Here is a 23,921-nt window from a genome sequence, read left to right on the forward strand (position 1 = left end):
GCTCCACCAGCAGCGGCATCGCGTCGGACGCGGTCACCAGCTCCCGCAACGGATGACGGGCCAGCAACGCCTCCACCTCCGGCGCCAGCGCCGCCTTCAGGCGCTCGTGCACCGACAGGGAGTCGTCGCCGAGGGCCTGTGCGGCGGCAAGGACAACGTTTCGCTCCGGGCCCTTCGGTACTCCGGCGGCCGCACGCTCGTAGAGCTCGGCGCCCTCCTCCAGCACCAGCCCGACGTCGATCCCGGCCGGTACCTTCACCGAGGCGGTGTGCCGCCAGGTCGCCAGCGGATGGCTCCAGGCCTCCACCCGGAAGGTCCAGCGGCCCGTCGCGTCCGGGGTGATCTCCGCGCCCCAGCGGTCACTGCCGGGGGACAGTTCGTGCATCGGCGTCCACGGGCCTCGGCGGCCCTTCGGATCGCGCAGGACCACATTGGCGCCCACGGCATCGTGCCCTTCGCGGAACACGGTGGCCGTCACCTGGAACGTCTCCCCGGTCACCGCTTTCGCCGGGCGCCTGCCGCACTCCACGGCCGGCCGGACGTCACGTACCGGTACACGGCCGATGGCCGGGGTCCTGCGCATGTATCTCACCTCCGCCGTGCGCGAAGCCGGGCACCTGGCCCGGCTTCGCGATCCAAGACGGGGCCGACCGACGTCGGTCCCGTGGGGAACGCCTAGTACGGTGCCAGGTCAGGGGCTTGGCGCCGTGGAACGCCGCTCCGGTGGCGGCGCTCTTCTGGCCGACCGGCGCGGCCGCGGTCGCCCGTCCTGCTCGCGCAGGTAGGTGACCAGATTGGTGCGCAGATAGCGCTCGGCGGCGTCCGCGGCCTCGCGGGCGCAGCGTTTGCCCATCAGCACGCACAGTGTGTAGCCCGAGTCCTCGAAGGTGGCCCGGACCGTGCGGTCGTGGGGCGAGGCGAGCATCACGCGCTCCCACGCCCGGTAACGCCGCAACGCCCGGGCCACTTCGGCCTTGGCGGGTAGCAGCATTGCCCTCTTCACCCTCCACGCTCTCGACTGGGCGCGTTCCCGACGGTCGGGTGGTGTCCGCACGCGGGAAGGGCACGGCACCGTTACGGCGATCGAGGCTTTCACTTATGGTGCACGCACGACGACGCAGCGTCTTGTTGGACCTTCAACAACGCACGGTGTCGGGTGCTCATGTTGCACGAATGGCGTAGTGCCCGCACCGTAGAGGTGACTCAGAAGCGATCAGCGCTCACGCTGTGTGTCCGGGTGGTGTCCCGGACGGGCATCCGGGATCCCTCCCGGACGGGCGAGGGGAGCGAGAGCTTCGCCGGTGAGGAGCAAGCGACGATGAAGACCGCAGTGCCCTGCTACTACCACCTCGACGTGGAAGTCAGCCCGGATCGGGTGGGACAGGTCAGCCGCATCCTGGCCGCCCACCTCCGCTACTGGGACCTCGAGAACCTCACGGTCCCCGTCTGCCGCGGCACCGAACTGCTGCTGCGGGCGATCGACCAGCACGCCAACGACAAACACACGTCGATCGAGATGTGGTGGAACGGCCAGCACCTCATCACCGCGTTCGGGGACGACGACCCGGATCTGCGCCCCGACCAGGACCTGCGCGCCTGTCTCGCCGACATCGCCGCCATGAGCGACGGCTGGGGCTGCTGCGCCTCCGAGACCGGAACCAAGATCATCTGGTTCTCGCAGCGCGCCCGTGCCGGCCAGCGTGTCCCGCTGGTGCCGACCGCCCCCGCGCCCACGCTGCGGACGGGCCGCCAAGTGCCGCGCACCGAGCCGGTCGTGGTGCTGGCCGCGCCGGCGCCCGCCGGTGACGACGCCCTGGAGGGCAGCCGGTGACCGCCCGCAGGAGAAGGAAAGGGCTGCCCGTGTGGAGTGGGCAGCCCTATCCGTTGGGTGCCGCGTTCGACGGACAGGGCACCAACTTCGCCCTGTTCAGCGAGGTGGCCGAGCGGGTCGAGCTGATCCTCGTCGATGACGCGGGCAAGGGGACGCCCGTACGGCTGCACGAGGTCGACGGGTTCGTCTGGCACGCCTATCTGCCCGGCATCGCCCCGGGGCAGCGCTACGGCTACCGGGTGCACGGCCCCTGGCAGCCCTCGCTCGGCCACCGGTGCAATCCGGCGAAGCTGCTGCTGGACCCGTACGCCCGGGCCGTCGACGGCCAGATCGACAACCATCCCTCGCTGTACGAGCGGGCCCCGGACGGCCCCGCCCCCGCCGACAGCGCCGGGCACTCCATGCTGGGTGTGGTCACCGACCCGTACTTCGACTGGGGCGACGACCGCCCGCCCCGGACGCCGTACTCGGACTCGGTGATCTACGAGGCCCACGTACGCGGCCTGACGCGCACCCACCCCGACGTCCCCCAGCGCCTGCGCGGCACCTACGCCGGCCTCGCGCACCCCGCCGTGATCGAGCACCTGACCTCGCTCGGCGTGACCGCGGTGGAGCTGATGCCGGTGCACCAGTTCGTCCAGGACGGGGTGCTCCAGGACCGGGGTCTGTCCAACTACTGGGGATACAACACCATCGGCTTCTTCGCCCCGCACAACGCCTACGCCGCCTTCGGCACCCGTGGCCAGCAGGTCAACGAGTTCAAGGCCATGGTGAAGGCGCTGCACGCGGCCGGCCTCGAAGTCATCCTCGACGTGGTCTACAACCACACCGCCGAGGGCAACGAGATGGGTCCGACCCTGTCCTTCCGCGGCATCGACAACGCCTCCTACTACCGCCTGGTCGACGGAGACTGGGCGCACTACTACGACACCACCGGCACGGGCAACAGCCTGCTGATGCGGCACCCGCACGTCCTGCAGCTGATCATGGACTCGCTGCGGTACTGGGTCACCGAGATGCACGTGGACGGCTTCCGCTTCGACCTCGCGGCCACGCTGGCCCGGCAGTTCCACGAGGTGGACCGGCTCTCGGCCTTCTTCGACCTGATCCAGCAGGACCCGGTGATCAGCCGCGTCAAGCTGATCGCCGAGCCGTGGGACGTGGGCGAGGGCGGCTATCAGGTGGGCAACTTCCCGCCGCTGTGGTCGGAGTGGAACGGCAAGTACCGCGACGCCGTCCGGGACTTCTGGCGGGGCGAACCCGGCTCCCTCGGCGAGTTCGCCTCCCGGCTGACCGGCTCCTCGGACCTGTACCAGCACAGCAGGCGCCGGCCGCGCGCGAGCGTCAACTTCGTCACCGCGCACGACGGTTTCACACTGCGCGACCTCGTGTCGTACAACGACAAGCACAACGCGGCCAACGGCGAGGACAACCGGGACGGCGAGAGCCACAACCGGTCCTGGAACTGCGGGGTGGAGGGCGAGACCCGGGATCCGGCCGTCCTCGAACTGCGCGCCCGCCAGCAGCGCAACCTGCTCGCCACGCTGCTGCTCTCCCAGGGCATCCCCATGCTGTGCCACGGCGACGAACTCGGCCGCACCCAGCGGGGCAACAACAACGCCTACTGCCAGGACAACGAAATCTCCTGGATCGACTGGGAGCTGACGGAGAATCAGCAATCCCTCACCGACTTCACCCGGCACCTGATCGCCCTGCGCGCCGCACACCCCGTCCTGCGCCGCCGCCGCTTCTTCCGCGGCGAGACCGTGACCAACGCCGAGCAGCCGCTGCCCGACCTGATGTGGCTGCGGCCCGACGCCCGCGAGATGACCGAGCGGGACTGGCAGCGCGGGGACGCGCACTCGATGGGCGTGTTCCTCAACGGCGACGCCATCGCCGAGCGTGATCCCTACGGGCGCCGCATGGTCGACGACTCCTTCCTGCTGCTGATCAACGGCTACTGGGAACCGGTCGACTTCCGCCTGCCCGACAACTCCTTCGGGGAGCGCTGGACGACCCTGATCGACACCGCCGACCCCGACGGCATCCCCGACGAACGCGAACGGAAGGCCGGGACGAGGCTTCGCCTGGAGGCCCGCAGTCTGATCCTGCTGTCGCGTCCGTCCCGGGTGGCGCGCCAGGAGCGCCGCAGCCCCGCGCCGTAGCCCCTGGTCAGCGTGCCCGGCGGGACGTCACCGTGAACTGGGCCCCGTCGGCATCGCGGAGGATCGCCTCGGTCTCGTCCTCGCTCAGCACGCTGCCGCCGTGCTTCTCCGCCGCCCGTGCACACCCCGGCACGTCCGCCACGGCGAAGTGGACCTGCCAGTGCGGCCGTACGGAGGGATCAGGCGCCGCCTCCACCGCGCCCGAGTCGATCCGCGCCACTACGTCGCCCTGGCTGCGCAGCACCACCTCACCGCCCTCGTACTCCACCTCGCAGCAGCCCGGCACCCCGGACGCCCAGTCGAGGATCTCGCCGTAGAAGATCGCGGAGTCGAATGCGTTACGGGTGTGCAGCCGCACAAAGGTGGGAGCCGCCCGCCGCCACGCCTCCCAGTTGGAGACCAGTTCCCCCTGCCAGATGCCGAATGTGGCCCCGTCCCGGTCGGCGAGCAGCGCGGCCCGGCCCGGCGGGAAGGACAGCGGCCCGACGGCCGTCGTACCGCCGCGCTCACGGGCCCGGGCCACCGCGACGTCGGCGTCCGGCACGGCGAAGTAAGGGGTCCAGGCCACCGCCATCTGCCACATGGCGGCGACCGCGGCGATTCCCGCCACCGGCACCCCGTCCGCGAGCGCGATGCGGAAGTGCTCGCCGAGCTTTACGCCGCGCCAGCGCCAGCCGAGGACGGCCGAGTAGAAGTCCTGGGTGGCCGCGAGGTCACGGCTGGTCAGGCTCACCCAGCAGGGGGCACCGAAGACGGAGTGCGTGGAGACGATGTCGCGCCTCCGCGGTCCACCGCTTACAGGGGCGTCGTGGTTCATGGCAGTCGCGTCCTGCTCTCGGGGCCCGGCGGCCACCGCTCTGGGACCAGTGTCCAACCGGAAGGGGGTGACGTGCCTGTCGAGTACCCCCGGTGGCACCGCCCCAGGCCGCCGAGGACGATGGGGAGTATGGGAGCGAGCGAGCCGGAACAGATCGCCGAGCTGCAGGCGCGGGTCAACCAGCTGAAGGAGGCCGTCGCATCCCATGCGGTCGTGGACCAGGCCATCGGAATGATGGTGGCGCTGGGCAGAGTGACCCCGGACGAGGGCTGGGAGATCCTCAAGGAGGTCTCCCAGCACACCAACATCAAGCTGCGCAACATCGCGGAACTGATCCTCATCTGGGGCCGCCGCGGTGACATTCCCCCCGAGGTCGGTGCCGCGCTGGAGGACGCCCTGGACCGATACGGGCCCACGCAGGTGCCCGGAACCGCGCAGGAGTGAGTCCCCGCGGAGCCACTGCGGCCCGTGGACGGGGATCTTGTGGGCCCGGCGCCGGCTCAGCGGGCCTCGGCGAGCAGCTCCTCCCGCATCCGGTCGAAGCAGGCGCTGAGCAGTCGCGAGACGTGCATCTGCGAGATGCCGAGCTGCTCGGCGATCCGGCTCTGCGTCATCCCGCGGAAGAACCGCAGATAGAGGATGGTGCGCTCGCGCTCCGGCAGCGCCTCCAGGCACGGTTTCACGGCCGCCCGGTCGACCACGAGGTCGTATCCGGGGTCGGTTGCGCCGAGCGAGTCCCCCAGGGCGAAGCCGTCGGTGCCGGCCACCTCGGCGTCCAGGGACAGCGCGGAGAAGCACTCCAGCGCCTCCATGCCGGTGCGCACCTCGTCCTCGCTGAGCCGCGCGTGGGCGGCGATCTCCGCCACGGAGGGCGGGCGACCCGAGGTGCTCTGGGAGAGCTCCTTCGTGGCGGTGCGGACCCGGTTGCGCAGGTCCTGTACCCGGCGTGGCACGTGCAGCGTCCACATGTGGTCGCGGAAGTGGCGCTTGATCTCGCCGGTGATGGTGGGCACCGCGTACGCCTCGAAGGCGCGACCACGCTCCGGGTCGTAGTGGTCGACCGCCTTCACCAGGCCGAGGGCAGCCACCTGGTACAGGTCCTCCAGCGACTCCCCACGACCGCGGAACCGTACGGCGATCCGCTCGGCCATGGGCAGCCACAGTCGGACCAGCTCGTCACGCAGAGCCCGCCGCTCGGGGCCGTCGGGCAGCTCCGCGAGCCGCTCGAAGCACTCCGCCGTGTCGGGGGCGTCATCGTGGGGATGGGGGGACGTGCTACCGGTGACACGCATCGTGCGCACCTCTCTCAGGTGCCGGATGGACAGACACCGTGGGAGGTGCGCTCGGACCATGGAAAGGACACCGGGGCGTCCGGCGATGCCGGCTCCCACGGACGTGCCTCCTGTCCGAAGCACTGCCGTTGATTTTCCCGCGCGGGGACATCATCAAACAAATAGGTGCAAACAGGATACGACTGAGCGTGCCGCCCGTCTGTAGCCGACCGCTCGGTCGGGCGGCTCGGTGATCTTGACGTGGACGTGATGTGCGGCACGCGCGTGTACCCCCCTCGGAGGTGCCGCGAACGGATTCTTCCTGGGCAGCGCTTGATCGCCGATCAAAGCGGGCGAATCCCCTGGCCACAGCGCATTCTGCTCATTTGACAGTGCACTCGACGCACAGATAGACAGCAGCTCTCGAAGGGCGAGAGGGGCACTGTGTACGAGCCGAACGTGGTCGGGGACTGGCACGAGTACGACGAGCATGCCGGTCTGCGGGTCCGCGTCCACCGCCTGGAGGCGGCCGAGCCGCCACGCGGACGCGACGACGCCGCTGCCGGGCTGACGTACTTCAGCGTCCGGGTGACGGTCGAGAACCGCGGCGCGCGGCCCCTGGGCATCCACCTGGAGGACGGCCAGCTCGACGTCCGGGTCGGCGCCGACGGGGAGGGTGCCTTCATCGACTGGCGCAACTCACAGTTCATCGAGGGCTTCGACGTCTACCCCCTGCGCCGCGTCACCGCCGTGCTCTACGCCGCCGCCCCCGAGGCCAGCCTCACCCAGGTGGACGTACAGGTGCAGCTTCGCGTGGACGACGAGTGGGCCGACCGCCGGCTGTGGACCGGCGGCATCGGCGTCCTGGAGGCCACCCCGGCGGCCGCCCCCATGGCCGCCGGCCAGGGCAGCCTGGCCCACCAGGTCAGCGCCTTCCTGCGGGACCAGACGGAGCCCGGCACCGCCTGACACGGGCGGTGGCGCCCCCGCCGTACGACCGGTCCGCACGGCGTCCCGGGACTCGCGCCGCGACGCCGTGCCCTCCTGCGGTCAGTGCGGGATGCCGTCGATGATCTCCCGGGCACCCTGCCGCAGCAGCGCCACCGCGACCGACGTGCCGAGGGTGGCCGGATCGAGCCGGCCCGCCCATTCGTGGGCGTTCAGCCTGGTCTTGCCGTCCGGGGTGAACACACAGGCCCGCAGGGACAGTTCCCCGCTGCGGTCCACGCGCGCGTAGCCGGCGATCGGGCTGTTGCAGTGGCCCTGCAGCACATGCAGGAACATCCGCTCGGCCGTCGCCTCCCGGTGGGTGTCCGGGTCGCCGAGCCCGCTGACGGCGTCGATGAGATCGGTGTCGTCCTGACGGCACTGCAGGGCCAGGATGCCCGCGCCGATCGGCGGCATCATCGTCTCCGGTGACAGCACCTCGCTGATCACGTCCGTCCGGCCGATCCGCTCCAGCCCGGACACCGCCAGCAGCAACGCGTCCGCGTCCCCCGCGGCCAGTTTCTCCAGCCGGCGGTTGGCGTTGCCGCGGAACGGCACGCACTGAAGATGCGGGTGCGTGGCGGCCAGCTGGGCCACCCGGCGCACCGAGGAGGTGCCGATCCGGGTGCCGGCGGGCAGCTCGTCCAGGGTGAGGCCGCCCGGGTGCACCAGGGCGTCCCGGATGTCGTCCCGCTTCAGGAAGGCGGCGAACACGGTCCCGGCGGGCAGCGGCCGGTCGGCGGGCACGTCCTTGACGCAGTGCACCGCGAGATCGGCCTCGCCGGCCAGCAGTGCAGCGTCCACCTCCTTGGTGAACGCCCCCTTGCCCTCGACCTTGGAGAGATCGCCGAGCCACTTGTCGCCGGTGGTCTTCACCGGCACCACCTCGGTGCGCACACCCGGGTGCAGGACGGCCAACTCGGCCCGGACCCGTTCCACTTGGGCCAGGGCCATGGGCGAGTCGCGGGAGACGATACGGATCAGTTCGGGAACCGGCATGCGCACACGATAGACCCCCGCGCCCGAGCCGGACTCGACGCCCGGTCTCAGCCGAAGCCCTCGGGCAGGTCCGCCGCCGACTCCTCCGGCGTCAGATCGGGGCGCAGCCGCAGCCACGAGGGCTGGCGCAGCAGTCCGGCGCGGGTACGGGTGCTGTAGTTGACCTCGCCCACCAGCAGCGGCAGCACCCAGCGGGCGTCCGGGATCCGCGGGACCGGGTCGAAGGGGCACCGGCCGCTCGTGGCATCCTCCAGCAGCCGGGCCAGTTCCGTCCGCTCCGTCTCGCTCCAGCCGGTGCCCACCCCGCCGACGTACCGCAGCCGGCCGCCCGCGTCGCGCTGCCCGACCAGTACCGCGCCGGGCAGCCCGGCGAGCCGCCCCTTGCCGGGCAGCCAGCCGCCGACGATCACGTCCTCGGCGCGCATGTTCCGGATCTTGATCCAGGCGCGGGAGCGCACGCCGGGCTCGTACACCGAATCCAGCCGCTTGCACACCAGGCCCTCCAGGCCGTGCTCCCTGGTCGCCGCGAGCGCCTCGGTGCCGTGCCCGGTCACCGCACGCGGCACCGACCAGTACGGCCCGGCCAGCCCGAGCTCCTCCAGCCGCGCCCGCCGTCGTACGTACGGCAGCCGCACCAGGGCTTCCTCCAAGTACGGCACGTCGAACAGCACCAGGTGCACCGGCACCTGGGCGGCCCGGCGGGCCGCCCGCGCGGGGGCGTGCGCGAGGCCCATCCGGCTCTGCAGCAGCTGGAAGTCGGCTCGTCCCCGGTCGTCCAGGGCCAGCACCTCGCCGTCCAGAACGGCGGGCGTGCTGCCCAGCGCGCCGCCGAGCGGGCGCAGTTCGGGATAGGCCGCGGTGATGTCCTCGCCGGAGCGGGCGCGCATCAGCACGCTGCCGTCGCCGGGCAGATAGACCATCACCCGCTGGCCGTCCTGCTTGGTCTCGTAGGCCCACCGCCGGTCCTGAGCTGCCGGTGGCAGGGTGCCGGGCGTGGCGAGCATCGGCGCGATGAGCGGCAGGGGTAGGGCGGTCACGGCTGAAGGTCTCGACCGCTCCCGGTGGTGTCACGCCCCTTCAGCCGCCGGTTCCCCTGAACGGGCCCCAGGCGGCAAGGCGGCACCACGCGTGTCCGAGAGGGGCCGGTGGAAGCACCTGCGGTCCGCTGCCCGTCCTCCCCACCACGGCGTTCTCCGCCGGCAGGGCGACTCCCGTCGGCCGATGGGTCACGCTCGCGTCGTCGCGATGCTCACCGTGTTGGCCAGCACCACCGCCCCGACGCCCGCCCACTCCGCATCGCCCAGGTTCTGGCCGAGCACCACCCAGCCGACCACGGCGGCCAGGACCGGGTTGACGCTCATGAACAGTCCGAACGTCTGCGTGGGGATGTGGCGGAGTGTCAGAAGGTCGACCAGATACGGCACGGCGGAGGAGAGAACGCCGGCCGCCACCGCGCACAGCACCGCACCGGCCGTCGGCGGATGACGCAGCGCGACGGCGACACCGGCGGGCAGGAAGGCCAGCGCGGAGACCGTCGCGGCCGCCGCCGCACCCTGTGCCCCGGGTATGCGCTGCCCGACAAGGCGGTTGAGCAGGATGTACGACGCCCAGCAGCACGCGGCGACCAGGCCGAGGGCCATGCCCGCGTAGTCGGCGGACGGACGTGGCCGCATCAGGATCACGACTCCGCCCGCGGCGAGCGCCGCGCAGCCCGCGTCCAGCCGGCGCCTCGACGCGGCCAGCGCGATGGCGAGCGGCCCGAGGAACTCCAGGGTCACCGCGAGGCCCAGGCCGATCCGGTCGACAGCGCTGTACAGACTCAGGTTCATCGTGCCGAAGACCCCGGCCAGCAGCAGGACCGGCCACCACTGCCGCCAGGTGAAGCTCCGCAGCCGGGGCCGGCCCACGGCGAGCAGGGCGAGCGCTGCGACGTACTGGCGCACCGCCACCACCCCGAGGGGGCCGAGGACCGGGAAGGCCAGCGCGCCGACCGCGGCGCCGGTCTGGTTGGACAGTCCGCTGCCGGCCATGGCGGCCACACCGGCGAGCCGCCGGGCCTTCGGCAGGGGAGGGACCGTGGCCAGGGGCACGGCCATGGCAGGGCGTTCGAGAGCGCGTCGCATGGCCGGATGGTGCGCCGACCACGCGCTTGCGCAAAATGCATGACCTTGCCGATCTATACGCTGGGCGTATGGACGATATCGAGCTGCGGCAGCTGCGCTGTCTTGTGGCCATCGTGGACGAGGGCACCTTCACGGACGCCGCGATCGCCCTGGGTGTCTCCCAGGCCGCCGTCTCCCGCACCCTCGCCGCCCTCGAACGGGCCCTGGGTGTACGGCTGTTGCGGCGGACCTCGCGCGAGGTCACCCCGACCGCGACCGGGCTGCGGGTGGTGGCGCAGGCCCGGCGGGTGCTGTCGGACGTCGCCGACCTGGTCGAGGAGGCCGCCTCGGGGCACACCCGGCTGCGGATCGGCTACGCCTGGTCGGCCGTCGGCCGCCACACCGTCGCCTTCCAGCGGCGCTGGACCGCGGCCCATCCCGGGGTCGATCTGCATCTCGTCCGCGTCAACACGGCGTCCGCCGGCCTCGGCGAGGGCGCCTGCGACCTCGCCGTGGTGCGCCGGCCCCTGCCGGACCGGCGGTTCGACACGGCCATCGTGGGCCTGGAGCGGCGGCTGTGTGCCATGGCCGCCGACGACCCATTGGCCTGGCGCCGGTCCGTACGGCTGGCCGACCTCGCCGGGCGGATCCTCCTCGTCGACCGGCGTACCGGCACCACCACCCCTGAGCTGTGGCCGCCGGACGCCCGTCCCGCCGTCGAGGAGACGCACGACGTCGACGACTGGCTGACCGTCATCGCCGCCGGACGCGGCATCGGTGTCACCGCCGAGTCGACCGCGAACCAGTACCCGCGGCCCGGAGTCGTCTACCGGCCGGTGCGCGACGCGGAGCCCGTCGCCGTACGGCTCGCCTGGTGGCGCGACGACCCGCACCCGGCCCTGCAGGCGGTCCTCGAACTGCTCAGTGAGCTGTACCGGACCGCCTGAGGCGCCGTCCGGCCACCGGAGAGCAGACCGAACAGCATGCGCCGGCGCAGCTGCGGCAGGTGACCCTGCTGCGCGCCTCCGATCTCGTCGTCGACACCGGCGTGTTCACCGAGACCGGCCCGCCCCGGCACGCCCTCCACCTCGTCACCGCCGGCTGACCCGGGCCGGCACGCGGCGCCGTACGTGGCCTTCGAGTGCGGCGCCGTAAGCGCGGTGTGACTGTCATTCCTGCGCGTCTGGCTCCGGGTCCGCGTCCAGGCCCGTGCACGCCAGCTCCCCGTCCACCTCGGCGCACGCCTCCACGCCCCGTGGCGAGGACACCGAGAGCATGGGGCTGCTGTTCCCGGCCGGGTCGTCTGCCGGGTAGCGGGCCGACAGCACGTCCTGGCCGGTCCGCACCGACACCTCGCGGGACCTGGCCGACCGCAGCCGCACCTGGGACCAGGCGGTGCCGCAGGCCGGCGAGTAGCGCAGCAGCACGGTGTAGGCGGGGCCGGTGACCGTGCTCGTGGTCCGCGCGTCCCGGGCGCAGGCCGACGCGTCGGGCAACGCGCCCTGGCAGGACCGGCCGTGACAGCGCGGCGCCGGAGGCAGGTGCTGCGCGGTGGGCGTGCTGTCCGGGCGCCCGCACAGGGCGACTGCGGCGGTCACCGCTGTCGCCGCCCCGAGGAGCGCGAGCGCGGACAGCGGCAGCCAGGGCGCTCGCCACGGCCGGATCCACCCCGATCGCCGCCTGCGCGCGGGGTGTTCGGGCTCGACCCGGGGCGGGGGGACGTCCGTGGCCTCCCAGAGGGCCAGCACGGGGTCGGGATCGGCGCCGGCGAGGCGGCAGAGCGCCTCCACGGCGGGTCTGGGCGGCGGCGCACCGCCGGACAGATAGCGGTGCCACGCGGACTTGCTGTACGGGGTGCGCGCGGCCAGCGCCGCCAGGCTCAGCCCTGTACGGTCCTTCAGCTCGCGCAGTCCCGTCACCAGTGCCTCGTCCGGCGTGGTCGCTGCATGGGGGTGCCGCATCGTGCGTCCTCGACTCCCTTTCCGCTATGGGCGTTTTAGCCCCTGTTGTCGGAATGACTTCCCGGAGTGCGGCGTCCGCAACACACGCGCAGGTAGGAGGAAAGGAGAAGCGCGGACGTACCGAAGACCCGTTCGGGGATCGCCGAACGGGCCTTCGGTGACATGTGGTGCGCGGTGACGTGCCGTCAGCACCAGGGCAGGGTGTGGTTGGCGCGGACGTAGCGCGCCGAGACGTAGCCCCGGTGGCGCGAGAGCCGGTACCAGGTGTGGTTCCCGTACACGGAGGAGCCGCGCGTCCTGCAGACGAGCGCCAGGTGCCGGCCCGTGTGCCGGTGGCCGATCACCCGGTAGCCGGTGCCCGGTCCGGAACGGACGTTGAGCCGGGCGTGCCGGGTGGTGACGCGGCCGGTGACGGGCTGGAGGTGTCGGTACGGCACCCACCGCACCACCAGTCGGTACTGCAGGCGGTACGGAGCCGCGTACGGGGTGAAGCGGTGGGCCGTCGTCCGGTGGGCGGAGCGGTACGCCGTTCCCCGGGGCGTCAGGCGGTGCACGCGGCGCGTCTGGTGGCCGCGGAGGGCGACGCGGTGGTGGGCGCGGTGTGTGACGGGTCCGCGGGCGTGGGTGCGGTGGTGGGGGTCGTGCTGGGTGGCGGCGCTGGGTACCGGGTGCTGGGTGGTGGCGCTCGCCGCGGTGGCCCCGGCCGCCGTGGGCAGGAGCGCGAGCGCCGCGACCGTGGCCAGCAAACCGCTCTTGAGGGTCCGTCGGATCATGGAAACCTCCGGCTGTCGTTCTCGTGACCACGAGCAGTGATCACGACAGCCAGCGTTTCCGTGACGGACCGTCGCCATGCCGTCCCGCCGTCCCCGGGGACGGCGGGACGTCCCCCGGGACGGGTGCGCGCGCCGCAGCACGGAACCCGGGGTGTGCAGCTCGCTCTCGCCGACGGGCGGCCCGAGGGCCTGCGGCAGATGGCGAGCCTCTTTTACTGCATGGTCGACGACTTCCTCGCGTACCCGATCAGTTGGGGGCTGCAGCGGGACACCACGGATCTACCGTCCAGTAGTATCCGGCGACAGGCCACCACAGGAGGAAACGTGCCCCGGTCCGAACGCTCGCCCCTGCTGCTCGCCGGCCTGCTGGCCGCGGCGGGGGTCGCCCACTTCGCCACCCCGCGCCCCTTCGACGCCACCATTCCGCGTCGGCTGCCCGGCTCGCCCAGGGCATGGACCTACGGCAGCGGAGTCGTGGAGCTGGCGCTCGCCGCCGGGATCGCCGCACCCCGGACGCGCGCGGTCGCCGCGAAGGCGGCCGCGGCCTTCTTCGTCGGGGTGTTCCCGGCGAACGTGCAGATGGCCGCGGACTGGCGGCACCGGCCCGCGCCGCTGCGGACGGCCGCTCTCGCGCGGCTGCCGCTGCAGGTGCCGCTGGTCCTGTGGGCGCGAGGAGTTGCCCGCAACGAGAAGGGACGGTCATGACGGAACGCATCGAGGTCGGGGACAAGGTCGAGGACTTCGCCCTCCCCGACGAGACCGGCACCATCCGCCGGCTCACCGAGCTGCTGGCCGACGGCCCGGTCGTGCTCTTCTTCTACCCGGCCGCGCTCACCCCCGGCTGCACCGCCGAGGCCTGCCACTTCCGCGACCTCGCCGCCGAATTCGCCGCGGCCGGTGCCCGGCCCGTCGGTATCAGCGGCGACGGCGTCGCCAAGCAGCAGGAGTTCGCCGACCGGCACGGCCTCGGCATGCCCCTGCTCTCCGACGCCGAGGGCACGGTCCGTGAGCGGTTCGGCGTCCGGCGCGGCTTCTCCCTCGCCCCCACCAAACGCGTCACCTTCGTGATCGCCCAGGACCGCACGGTGCTGGAGATCGTCCGCAGCGAACTGCGCATGAACACCCACGCCGACCGGGCCCTCGCCGCCCTGCGCGTCCACAAGGGCTGATCCGCCCCTTGCGGCGCCGGATGAGCGGGACCGCTCGCGCGCTTGATGCGCCCGTGCAACCGGAACGTCCTTGAGGACCTCCCGTCGGACCCAATCGCCGCACGGGCCGGCACAGTCCAGCTGCCCCACCGGGAGGGCCACCTCGATGAGGTGGCCCTCACCGCCTGCCCCGACGCGTCGCCCGGACACCTGGCCGCCGATGCCGGCAGCGCTGTCCGCACGGGGCCGAACAGGCACTGCCCGGCACCTGATCACTGGACCGCAGCCGGTCACCCTCGTAGTGACCGAGGAGCAGCGCACCCGACCCGACCCGGCTGCCCGCCGGGTCGGTGAAGCCGCCGATCACGAACTCCTGCCCCCGTGCGCACGTGAGCTTCAGCCAGTCCGTGGACCGGCGCGTCCGGTACGGCCCGTCGGCCCGCTTGGCGATCAGCCCCTCCAGCCCCGGGCACAGGCCCGGTCCAGCAACTCGGCGCCGCCCGCGTTGCGATGCGGGGTCAGCCGCAGCGGGGCACGGAAGGACAGTGCCCGGCGCAGCAGACCGAAGACGCAGTACGTCACCGCGACCCCGGACGCCTCGATGTCCCGCCGCCGGGTCACCCCATCCGCCGCAGCCGCCGCCGGTCGGCCGGGAGTGCCGCCGGCAGCCCCGGCACCGGGGCTCACCCGTCCCCGTCGGCGGCGACCTGCGCGAGCGTGCGGCCGGTGCGCACCGAGCGGGCCCGTCGGGGATCCGGCGTGCCGTGCCCGTCCGAGCGTGCCGGCCCCTTGCGCACCAGCAGCCAGGCCTCCTCCTCGCCCTCGCCGCTGCGGAACCGGGTCAGCGCGTACTCGCCGTGCAGCTTGGTCCCGTGCAGCCGGAAGGTGGCATGCCCGCGTTCCAGGGACTCCGCGAACTCCACCGGGCGCCCCCGGCGGTCGTGGCTGAGCGGCTCGTAGGTGCCGCGGTCCCACACGATCACCGTGCCGCCGCCGTACTCGCCCTTCGGGATCACGCCCTCGAAGTCCTCGTACTCCAGCGGATGGTCCTCGGTCGGCACGGCCAGCCGCTTGTCGGCGGGATCGGTGGACGGTCCCTTCGGGACGGACCAGGACTTCAGGACGTCGTCGACCTGGAGACGGAAGTCGAAGTGCATCCGCCGCGCGTCGTGGATCTGCACCACGAAGTGGGGCTCGTCGCTCCCGGCCCGGGGCTCGTGGCCCGAGGGTTCACGGGTCCGCTCGAAGTCGCGCCTGCCGCGGTACGTCCGCAGCCGGTCCTCCGCTGCCACCTGCGGCTCCTTCCCTACGTCCGCCTCACGGGCCCCGGGTACCCCGGGCCGGGTCGTTCAGCCCGCGCTGACGTTCAGCCCCCGATGGCGTTCAGCCGGCGACCGCGTCGTGACGACGTCCAGCGCCTCCACCCCGAGGTTCCGCAGGTTGTCGTACAGCTGCGCCTTCAGGGCCTGGGGCCGCGCGGAGCACCGCCACCGCCCGGTCACGGTCCTTCGGCGGGCCGAAGACGTGCGGCCCGGCCGGCGGCATGGCGCCGTACCCGACCCGGGTCAGGGTCAGGCCGTACCTGCCCCGGTGTCACCCCGTGCCCGACGGCGATCCGCGCGACCGGGTGAGGCCCGGGGTGACACGATCGGGAGTGCAGCCGGTTCGGACGAGCATCGGAGCGCGCATGACGACGCACAGGGCCACCGCGGATCAGACGGATCGGATCGAGGGGGTGGCGGTGAGGCCGGTCGCCGGGCACATCGGAGCCGAGATCACCGGCGTCGACCTCGCCGGACCGCTCGACGACTCCGTGGTGGCCCTGATCCGGCAGGCCGTGCTGCGCTGGAAGGTGGTGTTCTTCCGCGGGCAGGAACTGGACCATGCCCGGCATGTCGCCTTCGCCCGCCGCTTCGGCGAGCCCGTCGTCCTGGGCCGCCGCGGCAGTGCCTCACCGGAGGACTTCCCCGAGATCGAGACGACCGCCGACCGTCTGGAACTGGGCGGCCGCTTCGGCATGGACCACGAGGAGTGGCTGCGGCGCCGCCGGCACACCCTGCTGCGCGGCTGGCACTGCGATCACGGCGCCCGGATCGACCCGCCGGCCGCGACCGTCCTGCGCGCCGAGACCGTACCGCCCTACGGGGGCGACACCACCTGGGCCAACCTGGCCGCCGCCTACGCCGGCCTCTCGGCGCCGGTGCGGGCCTTCGTGGACGGGCTGCGTGCCGAGCACCGGCTGGGCGTGGGCTACCAGCCCCGTGCCGGCGACGACGCGTACCTGCGCCATCTGCTCGACCACCAGGTCGCCTCGGTGCACCCGCTGGTCCGAGTGCACCCGGAGACGGGGGAGCGGGTGCTGTTCGTCAACGGTTACTACGTGGAACAGATCACCGACGTCTCCCGGCCGGAGAGCGCGGCCCTGCTGGAGATGCTCCTGGAGCAGGCCGTGCGCCCCGAGTACACCGTCCGCTTACGCTGGGAGCCGGGCAGCGTCGCCTTCTGGGACAACCGGGCCACCATCCACCTCGCCCCGGGCGACAACGCCCACCTCGGTTTCCCCCGGATCATGCACCGGGTGATGCTCGCCGGAGACGTGCCGGTGGGGGTGGACGGCCGGCGGTCCGAGGCCGTCACGGGTACGGCGGTGGGCCGCTGGTAGGCGGTTGGGCGGTGCCGGCGGCAGCGGACGTCTCGTGACCGCGCCCACAGCGGGCACACCCGGGTCAGGCCGCCGGTCGCCACCCCAGCGCCGGGCCCAGCTTCGTCGCCATGTCTGTCAGGATCTGTACGTAGTCCCCGTGCTCGAAGGTGAACGGCAGGGCGAAGGCCACCTCGTCCACCTCGCGGAACGCGGCGTGCGCGCGCAGCCGTTCGGCGATCTCGTCGCAGGTGCCGACCAGGTCCGGGGCGAACAGCAGCCGGGCCGGCCCTTGCGGGGAGGCCGTACGCGGCAGCCGCTTCGCCGCGTACGCCTCGTACTTGGCGCGCTGCTCGGGGCTCGCGGAGTCGGTGGGGATCACGACCAGGCCGTGCGAGACCCGGGCTGCCTCACCGTCGGGGTGACGGGCGCGGAACTCCCGGATGAGGGACAGCTGGATCTCGGCGAAGTCCCAGGGGCCGTCCGGCTGTTCGGCCTTGACCACGCTGCTGGTCAGGAAGTTCATGCCGTGCTCGCCCGCCCAGCGCGCCGAGCCGAGGCTGCCGCCGCCGTACCACATGCGCCGGCCGAGCCCGGGCGACTGCGGCTGCACCACGTCCGCGAACACTTCGAAGCCCTCGACCCCGCTGAAGTCGCTCGCGGGCTTGCCGCGCACCAGGTCCAGCAGCCGCCGCACCCTCTCGTAGGAGAAGTCCTCGGTGTCGGCCGTGTCCGGGTACAGGGCGCCCTTGACCTGCTCGAAGTGCATCGGCGGGCCCACACTGACGCCCGGGTTCAGCCGGCCCCCGGACAGGATGTCCACCGTCGCCAGGTCCTCGGCGAGCCGCAGCGGGTTCTCCCAGCCGAGCGGGGTCACCGCGGTGCCCAGCTCGATCCGGCGGGTGCGCTGGGAAGCGGCGGCGAGGACGGCGACCGGCGAGGAGATGCCGTACTGGAGGTGACGGTGGCGCAGCCACGCGGTGTCGAAGCCGAGCCGCTCGCCCAGCTCGATGATCTCCAGCGTGGACGCGTGGCCCCGGGCCGGGTCCGCCGGGTCGAACAGGCCGATCGTGAGGAAACCCAGCTTGCGCAGCGGGCGGGCGGTGGACGGCACGGGCTCCTCCAGCGGTCGTACGTCGCTTCCGGCTGCAGGTGATTCTCGCAGGCGAGTGTGACAACCGTGTGATCACTTCAGCGGAATGACGATCTCGTCCTCGACCGGCGGATCGACTTCCTGGGCCCGGTTGCCGGTCGCGGCGAAGCAGCGCAGCCGGACCGCTTCCGCGGTGACGTCCAGCCGCAGGAAGCACTTGAAGAACGGCGGGCTGTAGGTGGCCGAGCCGGGCGAGAACAACTGGGTGTAGACCTTGCGCACGGGCAGCCGGAACCGGGATGTGCGATCCGGACGCCCACCGGTGCCGAGCAGGCTCGCGACGAGACGGGTGCGCCGGGTGATCCGGGCGTCGGGGTCGGCCTTGCGGCCCGGCTCGATGCCGAGGCGTTCGGCGACGACCGCGGTCGCCTCCGCCTCGGTCAGGGTGAAGAAGCGGCGCAGCCGCAGCCGGCGGCCGTACAGGCGGCTGTAGAAGGCCAGCGAGTCGCCGCGCAGCGGATAGCAGCGGAAGTCCCGCTCGGTGACGCCCGCGACCGACACCCGCGGGATGGTGTGCGTGGCGTGCATGAACGCCCCGCCGCCGCCCGCGACCACGTACTGGATGGTGCGGCCGTCCACGGCGACCGGGTAGCGCTGGTAGTTGTGGATGTCGCCGCCGATCGCGGCCACGTAGTGGTGCTCCGGGTCCCGGACGATGTCGTCCACCGTCCCACCACCGCCGATCGCACACGGGTGGTGCTCGCCGTCGACGTACAGCGGCGACCCGGTGATGAGGATCTTCGGCTTCGGCCCCTTCGACACCTCGCGCAGCCAGGCGCCCTGTTCGGCGTCGAGCGTGCCGAGCAGACCGGTGTCGATGCCGACGATCCGTACCGGGCCCGCGTCGATCGCCCAGTACGGCCCGGGCTGCGCGGCCTGTTGGCCCGGGGCCGACCGCAAGGCCCGTGCGGCGGCCAGCCGTTGCTCGTCGGCCGGGCGGGGCCGGTGCCACAGCAGGGCGCGCCACCAGGCGCGGGTGAGCGGGCGCGGCCGGGGCTCGGGGGCGAGCGGCGGGGTGTCGGCACAGAAGACGCGCATGAAGGCGCCCAGGTCCTCGTACCAGTCGTGATTGCCCGGTATCGCGAAGATGGGCGCCGGATAGTCCTGGTAGGGACGGAAGAACTTGCTGCCGTAGTCGTCGGCGCTGCCCACCGGGTAGATCACGTCGCTCGCGATCACCGCGAAGTCGGTGCCCCGACTTGCTTTCAGAAACCCTGGCACGACGGCGTACTGGGAGTCGTCGCCCTCGCCGGTGTCTCCGATGACCATGAACGAGAACGAGTCGGAGACCTCCCGCCGGATCACCTTGTCGGCGGGCGCCCCGGCCGCCTCCCGGCGCGCCACCCAGCGACTGCGGGTGCGGCCGGTCGGATCACCGAACCAGGACGCCAGCACGCCGTTGCGGGCGGCCCACAGAGTCCGCGGATTCAGCCACGACAGTTTCTCGACGTGGTCCGGCATCAGCTGCTGGTAGGCACCGGGCTCGGCCGAGCCCCAGCCGGCGCCCTGTGCGGTATCGCGCGAGGAGTCAGACACGCACCGCACGGTAACAACGCGCCGGTCAGCGCCGGTTGGCGGGGCCCGGCGTCGTGCGCCTCCGGAGAGGACGCCGTCCACGCCTGTTTGACCTTGACACGGTGACAGGGTCTTCACTGCTTGCCGAGGAGGTGGTCTCGATGACGATCACAAGACAGGACCCGGATGCGACAGGGGCGCTGCAGGGGTTGGAGGACGGCCGTTCGTCCGTGCGACTGCGGGCTGCCCTGGCGGTCGGCACGACGCCCGACCCGCGCTTCGTCGACAAGCTCGTCGAACGATGCGCGATCGAGCCCGAGTTCTTCGTCCGCGACATGCTGACCTGGGCGCTCACCCGCCACCCGGTGTCCATGACGCTTCCCGGACTGCTGCGTGAGGTGCGCTCGGAACGTGCGCAGGCGCGGAGCCAGGCGCTGCACACGCTGTCCAAGATCGGGGACCGGCAGGCGTGGCCGGCGATCACACGGGCGTTGTTGTCCGACGCGGACGACGAGGTGGCACGGAGCGCCTGGCGGGCCGCGGTCGTGCTCGTGCCGGAAGGCGAGGAGTCCGCGCTGGCCGCGGTGCTGGCCACGCAGCTCGGGCGCGGTGAGCGGGAGACGCAGCTGAGTCTCAGCCGGGCGCTGGTCGCGCTGGGTGAAGTGGTTCTGCCGGCTCTGCATGCTGCGACGACGGCCCCTGACCCGCATGTGCGCGCGCACGCGCTCGCCACACAACGGCTGCTGCGCGAGCCGGACACCGGATTCGAGTTCGCGATCGAGGAGGCGAAGCGCGTCGTGGCCCTCGGCGGGTCCGGCCAGGAGGGACGATAGGGCGTGTTGATCGGTGAGGTGGCGCGACGGTCCGGGGTCAGTGCTCGCATGCTCCGGCATTACGAGTCGCTGGGTCTGGTGCGGCCTACGGGGCGTACGGGCTCCGGTTATCGGGAGTACTCCGAGGACGACATCCGGCGGATCTTCCATGTCGAGAGCCTGCGATCGCTGGGGCTGTCACTGCGTGAGATCGGGCGCGCGCTCGACGATCCCGGCTTCACCCCCTCGGGGCTCGTCGACGGCCTCATCCGCCAGACACGCGACCGCATCGCAGCCGAGACCGAACTGCTCACACGGCTCCGCCGGATCGATGCCGCGGACCCCGCCGGCTGGGAGGACGTCCTCCAGATCGTCGCGCTCCTCCAGGCACTGGGTTCGAAGAGCGCCGACGCGCGCCAGCGCGCGGCCCTTTGCTCGGTCGACGAGGTTCCGGTGCCGGTGGAGGCCCTGGTCGAGGCGGCACTGAGCGAGACGGAGCCGAACGTGGCCGGAGCCCTGCGATGGGCGCTGGCGCGATCGGGCGACGGCGTACCGGCACTGCTGGCGGAGGGCCTCGGCTCACCGGTGGCCGCGGTGCGTGAACGTGCCGTCCGGTCCCTCGCCGAGCTGCCGGGGGGTGAGGCCACCGCGCGGCTGCAGGAGGCTCTCGCGAACCCCGACGCCGCGGTCCGCGGGTGTGCGGCTGTGGCACTCGGGACACGGGGAATGGCCGATGCGGTCCCCACGCTCATCGAGATGATCGTGGAGGGCAGGAACGACACCGATGCAGCCGATGCCCTGAGCGTGCTGGCGAGCGACACCGCGACAGCGGATCAGATCGCGAGCAGGCTCGTCGACCGCCTCGCTCACAGCACCACTGAAGCGCCTGCACGCGGACGGCTGACCCAGGCGCTGGCGGACATCCCGGGGACAACGGCGTCACATGCCCTCGTGGAGCTGTCGCATGACGAGGACCGTGCCGTCGCACTGACTGCGGTGTACCTTCTTCGGCTACGCGACGAACGGTGACGGATCCCTCCGGGGATGCCGCGTACGCGGCCGCGGGAGTCGGGCGTCGACGACGGCCCCCGCACCGGTGGGGACCGGCATAGGGAAAACCCTTGAATACCCGCCCATGGCTGACATGTGCGGGTCAAGGCTGGAATCCTTCCCCCACACACCGCACATCCCCGGTGTGTGCACGGATCACGGTCCCGCACAGCTCAGCTCACCCGGGCAGCAGACCCGTCTGCCCGTCTGTCACCGGTCGCGACCCGGCGACCGCAGCAGGAGGAGTACGAGTGAGACGTCTTCCCCACAGACCCGTTCGCCACAGACCCCTTTCCCCCAGCGGTCACAAGCGTGCCGCGGTCGGAGCCGCCCTGCTCTCCACCGCGGCTCTCCTCGCCGTCGGCCTCCAGGCCACCCCGGCGGCCGCCAAGCCCGCCGCTCCCCACCCCAGCCCGCTGCGCGCCGGCGGCCTGGAGGCCAGGCTCAGCCCGGCCCAGCACCAGGCGCTGATCGAGAGCGCCCGGCAGAAGACCGCCGCGACCGCCCGCACCCTCGGCCTCGGCGCCAAGGAGAAGCTGGTCGTCAAGGACGTCGTCAAGGACAACGACGGCACCCTGCACACGCGGTACGAGCGCACGTACGCCGGCCTCCCCGTCCTCGGCGGCGACCTCGTCGTGCACACCCCGCCCGCCTCCCTGGCCGCGGGCACCGTGAGCACCACGTACAACAACAAGCACAGGATCAAGGTCGCCTCCACCACCGCGGCCTTCGCCAAGTCGGCCGCCGAGACCAAGGCCCTGAAGGCCGCCAAGGCGCTCGACGCCAAGAAGCCCACCACCGACAGCGCCCGCAAGGTGATCTGGGCGGGCACCGGTACTCCGAAACTCGCCTGGGAGACCGTCGTCGGCGGCTTCCAGGACGACGGCACGCCCAGCCAGCTGCACGTCATCACCGACGCCACCACCGGCAAGGAGCTGTACCGCTACCAGGCGATCAGGACCGGCACGGGCAACACCCGCTACAGCGGGCAGGTCACGCTCACCACGACCCAGTCCGGTTCGACGTACACGCTGAACGACGGGACGCGCGGCGGCCACAAGACGTACAACCTCAACCACGGCACCTCGGGCACCGGCACACTGTTCTCGCAGTCCAGCGACACCTGGGGCGACGGCACCAACTCCAACGCCGCCACCGCGGGCGCGGACGCCCACTACGGCGCGCAGGAGACCTGGGACTTCTACAAGAACACCTTCGGCCGCAGCGGCATCAAGAACGACGGCGTCGCCGCCTACAGCCGGGTCCACTACAGCAGCGGCTACGTCAACGCCTTCTGGGACGACGGCTGCTTCTGCATGACCTACGGCGACGGGTCCGGCAACAACGACCCGCTGACCTCGCTGGACGTGGCCGGGCACGAAATGAGCCACGGTGTCACCTCCAACACCGCGGGCCTGGAGTACACCGGTGAGTCCGGCGGCCTGAACGAGGCCACCTCGGACATCATGGGCACCGGCGTGGAGTTCTACGCCAACAACTCCACCGACGTCGGTGACTACCTCATCGGCGAGAAGATCAACATCAACGGCGACGGCACCCCGCTGCGCTACATGGACAAGCCCAGCAAGGACGGCGGCTCGGCGGACAGCTGGTATTCGGGCGTCGGCAACCTCGACGTGCACTACTCCTCGGGCCCGGCGAACCACATGTTCTACCTGCTGTCCGAGGGCAGCGGCACCAAGGTCATCAACGGTGTCACCTACAACAGCCCGACCTCCGACGGCGTCGCCGTCACCGGCATCGGCCGGGCCGCCGCGCTGCAGATCTGGTACAAGGCGCTGACGACGTACATGACGTCCAGCACCAACTACGCCGCCGCCCGCACCGCCGCCCTGAACGCGGCGGCCGCCCTGTACGGCACCAACTCCACGCAGTACGCGGGAGTCGGCAACGCCTTCGCGGGTATCAACGTCGGCAGCCACATCACTCCGCCGAGCAGCGGAGTGACGGTCACCAACCCGGGCAGCCAGACCTCGACCGTCGGTACGGCCGTGAGCCTGCAGATCCAGGCGAGCAGCACCAACAGCGGCGCGCTGAGCTACAGCGCCTCCGGTCTGCCCGCGGGTCTGTCGATCAACAGCTCCAACGGCCTGATCACCGGCACGCCGACCACGGCGGGCACGTACAACACCACGGTGACGGTGACCGACTCCACGGGCGCCACCGGTACCGCGACCTTCACCTGGACGGTCAACTCCGGCGGTGGCGGCGGTTGCACCTCGACCCAGTTGCTGAGCAACCCCGGATTCGAGTCCGGAGGCTCCGGCTGGAGTGCGACCAGCGGCGTCATCACCAACGACACCGGTGAGGCCGCCCACAGCGGCTCGTACAAGGCCTGGCTCGACGGCTACGGCTCCTCGCACACCGACACCCTGTCCCAGTCGGTGACGATCCCCGCGGGCTGCAAGGCGACCCTGACCTTCTACCTGCACATCGACACCGCGGAGACCACCACCGGCACGCAGTACGACAAGCTGACGGTGACCGCGGGTTCGAAGACGCTGGCGACCTACTCGAACCTCAACAAGGCCGCCGGCTACAGCCAGAAGTCCTTCGACCTGTCCTCGCTGGCAGGCTCGACGGTCACGCTGAAGTTCAACGGCGTGGAGGACTCCTCGCTGCAGACCAGCTTCGTCGTGGACGACACCGCCCTGACGACCGGCTGAGTCACCCGT

At 72.0% G+C, this 23,921-nt stretch carries 25 protein-coding genes; 11 read left to right on the forward strand and 14 right to left on the reverse strand.

Annotated features, from left to right (window positions below):
- Both ACIGXP_RS12515 and ACIGXP_RS12520 read right to left on the reverse strand, forming a co-directional pair.
- The coding region (locus ACIGXP_RS12515) for a maltotransferase domain-containing protein (RefSeq protein WP_399767264.1) at positions 1-583 on the reverse strand (583 nt) is incomplete at its 3' end.
- 108 nt (positions 584-691) lie between these two features.
- Positions 692-991 (reverse strand): DUF5133 domain-containing protein, encoded by a 300-nt coding sequence (locus ACIGXP_RS12520; RefSeq protein ID WP_228622012.1) that lies wholly within the window; start codon positions 989-991, stop codon positions 692-694.
- A gap of 327 nt (positions 992-1,318) precedes the next feature.
- On the opposite strand from ACIGXP_RS12520, the gene ACIGXP_RS12525 reads away from it, so the two are divergent.
- Positions 1,319-1,831 (forward strand): pep a2, encoded by a 513-nt coding sequence (locus tag ACIGXP_RS12525; RefSeq protein ID WP_363220930.1) that lies wholly within the window; start codon positions 1,319-1,321, stop codon positions 1,829-1,831.
- On the forward strand, positions 1,828-3,996 hold the full coding sequence (gene glgX / locus ACIGXP_RS12530) for a glycogen debranching protein GlgX (protein ID WP_399767268.1): 2,169 nt from the start codon (positions 1,828-1,830) through the stop codon (positions 3,994-3,996). Before ACIGXP_RS12525 ends, glgX begins: the two co-directional genes overlap by 4 nt.
- A gap of 7 nt (positions 3,997-4,003) precedes the next feature.
- Here glgX and ACIGXP_RS12535 read toward each other — a convergent pair whose 3' ends face one another.
- On the reverse strand, positions 4,004-4,813 hold the full coding sequence (locus ACIGXP_RS12535) for a VOC family protein (RefSeq protein ID WP_399767271.1): 810 nt from the start codon (positions 4,811-4,813) through the stop codon (positions 4,004-4,006).
- A gap of 129 nt (positions 4,814-4,942) precedes the next feature.
- Here ACIGXP_RS12535 and ACIGXP_RS12540 point away from each other — a divergent pair, with 129 nt between their 5' ends.
- Entirely contained in the window at positions 4,943-5,257 is a 315-nt protein-coding gene (locus tag ACIGXP_RS12540) for an ANTAR domain-containing protein (protein ID WP_363220108.1), read from the forward strand.
- A 56-nt stretch (positions 5,258-5,313) separates the two neighbouring features.
- Here the strand turns inward: ACIGXP_RS12540 and ACIGXP_RS12545 are convergent, their stop codons facing one another.
- A complete protein-coding gene (locus ACIGXP_RS12545; protein ID WP_399767275.1) occupies positions 5,314-6,105 on the reverse strand; it encodes an RNA polymerase sigma factor SigF in 792 nt (263 codons plus the stop codon).
- A 423-nt stretch (positions 6,106-6,528) separates the two neighbouring features.
- Between ACIGXP_RS12545 and ACIGXP_RS12550 the strand changes: the two genes are divergently transcribed.
- Complete coding sequence (locus ACIGXP_RS12550) at positions 6,529-7,053, forward strand: hypothetical protein (protein ID WP_399767277.1); 525 nt, start codon at positions 6,529-6,531, stop codon at positions 7,051-7,053.
- Positions 7,054-7,134: 81 nt separating this feature from the next.
- Here the strand turns inward: ACIGXP_RS12550 and hemC are convergent, their stop codons facing one another.
- The 3 genes from hemC to ACIGXP_RS12565 form a co-directional block, all read right to left on the reverse strand.
- On the reverse strand, positions 7,135-8,076 hold the full coding sequence (gene hemC / locus ACIGXP_RS12555) for a hydroxymethylbilane synthase (protein WP_399767280.1): 942 nt from the start codon (positions 8,074-8,076) through the stop codon (positions 7,135-7,137).
- Between the two features lie 41 nt (positions 8,077-8,117).
- Complete coding sequence (locus ACIGXP_RS12560) at positions 8,118-9,074, reverse strand: ATP-dependent DNA ligase (protein ID WP_363220111.1); 957 nt, start codon at positions 9,072-9,074, stop codon at positions 8,118-8,120.
- Positions 9,075-9,296: 222 nt separating this feature from the next.
- Positions 9,297-10,109, reverse strand: a complete 813-nt coding sequence (locus ACIGXP_RS12565) for an EamA family transporter (protein ID WP_399768390.1) — start codon at positions 10,107-10,109, stop codon at positions 9,297-9,299.
- Positions 10,110-10,261: 152 nt separating this feature from the next.
- Here ACIGXP_RS12565 and ACIGXP_RS12570 point away from each other — a divergent pair, with 152 nt between their 5' ends.
- Positions 10,262-11,119 (forward strand): LysR family transcriptional regulator, encoded by an 858-nt coding sequence (locus tag ACIGXP_RS12570; protein ID WP_399767283.1) that lies wholly within the window; start codon positions 10,262-10,264, stop codon positions 11,117-11,119.
- A gap of 222 nt (positions 11,120-11,341) precedes the next feature.
- Here ACIGXP_RS12570 and ACIGXP_RS12575 read toward each other — a convergent pair whose 3' ends face one another.
- Positions 11,342-12,133: an XRE family transcriptional regulator gene (locus ACIGXP_RS12575; protein WP_399767286.1), complete on the reverse strand. Its 792-nt coding sequence runs from the start codon at positions 12,131-12,133 to the stop codon at positions 11,342-11,344.
- A 185-nt stretch (positions 12,134-12,318) separates the two neighbouring features.
- Positions 12,319-12,906, reverse strand: coding sequence for a hypothetical protein (locus tag ACIGXP_RS12580; protein ID WP_399767288.1), 588 nt, complete (start codon positions 12,904-12,906; stop codon positions 12,319-12,321).
- Positions 12,907-13,230: 324 nt separating this feature from the next.
- Here ACIGXP_RS12580 and ACIGXP_RS12585 point away from each other — a divergent pair, with 324 nt between their 5' ends.
- Together ACIGXP_RS12585 and ACIGXP_RS12590 are read left to right on the forward strand one after the other, a co-directional pair.
- Positions 13,231-13,611, forward strand: a complete 381-nt coding sequence (locus tag ACIGXP_RS12585; protein ID WP_399768392.1) for a DoxX family protein — start codon at positions 13,231-13,233, stop codon at positions 13,609-13,611.
- Positions 13,608-14,075, forward strand: a complete 468-nt coding sequence (locus ACIGXP_RS12590; RefSeq protein ID WP_399767291.1) for a peroxiredoxin — start codon at positions 13,608-13,610, stop codon at positions 14,073-14,075. Before ACIGXP_RS12585 ends, ACIGXP_RS12590 begins: the two co-directional genes overlap by 4 nt.
- Before the next feature lie 429 nt (positions 14,076-14,504).
- Here ACIGXP_RS12590 and ACIGXP_RS12595 read toward each other — a convergent pair whose 3' ends face one another.
- The 3 genes from ACIGXP_RS12595 to ACIGXP_RS12605 all read right to left on the reverse strand — a co-directional run bounded on the left by ACIGXP_RS12595 (position 14,505) and on the right by ACIGXP_RS12605 (position 15,556).
- Positions 14,505-14,675 (reverse strand): hypothetical protein, encoded by a 171-nt coding sequence (locus ACIGXP_RS12595; RefSeq protein ID WP_399767294.1) that lies wholly within the window; start codon positions 14,673-14,675, stop codon positions 14,505-14,507.
- A gap of 62 nt (positions 14,676-14,737) precedes the next feature.
- Positions 14,738-15,346, reverse strand: a complete 609-nt coding sequence (locus ACIGXP_RS12600) for a DNA polymerase ligase N-terminal domain-containing protein (RefSeq protein WP_399767297.1) — start codon at positions 15,344-15,346, stop codon at positions 14,738-14,740.
- A gap of 57 nt (positions 15,347-15,403) precedes the next feature.
- Positions 15,404-15,556 carry a hypothetical protein gene (locus ACIGXP_RS12605; RefSeq protein WP_399767300.1) on the reverse strand — a complete coding sequence of 51 codons (153 nt, stop codon included), beginning with the start codon at positions 15,554-15,556 and terminating at the stop codon, positions 15,404-15,406.
- A gap of 185 nt (positions 15,557-15,741) precedes the next feature.
- On the opposite strand from ACIGXP_RS12605, the gene ACIGXP_RS12610 reads away from it, so the two are divergent.
- Positions 15,742-16,716, forward strand: coding sequence for a TauD/TfdA dioxygenase family protein (locus tag ACIGXP_RS12610; RefSeq protein WP_399767303.1), 975 nt, complete (start codon positions 15,742-15,744; stop codon positions 16,714-16,716).
- A gap of 64 nt (positions 16,717-16,780) precedes the next feature.
- On the opposite strand, the gene ACIGXP_RS12615 is transcribed toward ACIGXP_RS12610, so the two are convergent.
- Both ACIGXP_RS12615 and ACIGXP_RS12620 read right to left on the reverse strand, forming a co-directional pair.
- Positions 16,781-17,809, reverse strand: a complete 1,029-nt coding sequence (locus ACIGXP_RS12615; RefSeq protein ID WP_399767306.1) for an LLM class flavin-dependent oxidoreductase — start codon at positions 17,807-17,809, stop codon at positions 16,781-16,783.
- Positions 17,810-17,881: 72 nt separating this feature from the next.
- The gene (locus ACIGXP_RS12620) at positions 17,882-19,384 is read right to left on the reverse strand and encodes a metallophosphoesterase (RefSeq protein ID WP_363220248.1); all 1,503 of its coding nucleotides are present in this window, start codon (positions 19,382-19,384) and stop codon (positions 17,882-17,884) included.
- A gap of 140 nt (positions 19,385-19,524) precedes the next feature.
- On the opposite strand from ACIGXP_RS12620, the gene ACIGXP_RS12625 reads away from it, so the two are divergent.
- The 3 genes from ACIGXP_RS12625 to ACIGXP_RS12635 all read left to right on the forward strand — a co-directional run bounded on the left by ACIGXP_RS12625 (position 19,525) and on the right by ACIGXP_RS12635 (position 23,912).
- Positions 19,525-20,196, forward strand: a complete 672-nt coding sequence (locus tag ACIGXP_RS12625; protein ID WP_399767309.1) for a HEAT repeat domain-containing protein — start codon at positions 19,525-19,527, stop codon at positions 20,194-20,196.
- A 3-nt stretch (positions 20,197-20,199) separates the two neighbouring features.
- Entirely contained in the window at positions 20,200-21,204 is a 1,005-nt protein-coding gene (locus ACIGXP_RS12630; RefSeq protein WP_399767312.1) for a MerR family transcriptional regulator, read from the forward strand.
- A 353-nt stretch (positions 21,205-21,557) separates the two neighbouring features.
- Positions 21,558-23,912: a M4 family metallopeptidase gene (locus ACIGXP_RS12635; RefSeq protein ID WP_399768394.1), complete on the forward strand. Its 2,355-nt coding sequence runs from the start codon at positions 21,558-21,560 to the stop codon at positions 23,910-23,912.
- Positions 23,913-23,921: the final 9 nt, after the last annotated feature.

Source organism: Streptomyces sp. NPDC053069 (assembly GCF_044546895.1).
Classification (GTDB): Bacteria; Actinomycetota; Actinomycetes; order Streptomycetales; family Streptomycetaceae; genus Streptomyces.